Consider the following 247-nt stretch of genomic DNA (forward strand, 5'->3'; position numbering starts at 1 on the left):
CTCGATGCGGGCGCCGCCGAGGAGGGCCTCGCGTCGCAGCGGCGCGAGGCGGAGCAGCTCGTCGGCCTCCAGCATCCGGATGCCGCCGTCGCGGGCGGCCGCCTCGAGAACGGCGAGCTCGTCGTCATGGCGGGCGACGACCAGCGTGCCCGACTCCCGCAGCCAGAACCCGGCGTCCTGGGAGAGGCGTAGCCAGAGCTCGCGAGAGGCGTCGGCGTAGCGCCGGGCCTCTCCGGTCTGCGCCCCG

Annotated in this window: 1 protein-coding gene; it reads right to left on the bottom strand. The window is 76.5% G+C overall.

What is annotated here, in order from left to right:
- On the bottom strand, window positions 1–247 hold a 247-nt coding region (locus SB660_RS22765; protein WP_410584784.1), incomplete at both ends, for an FAD-binding oxidoreductase/lyase.

Origin of the sequence: Bacillus sp. SIMBA_005 (assembly GCF_046535585.1) — a bacterium.
GTDB classification, from domain to species: domain Bacteria; phylum Bacillota; class Bacilli; order Bacillales; family Bacillaceae; genus Bacillus; species Bacillus pumilus.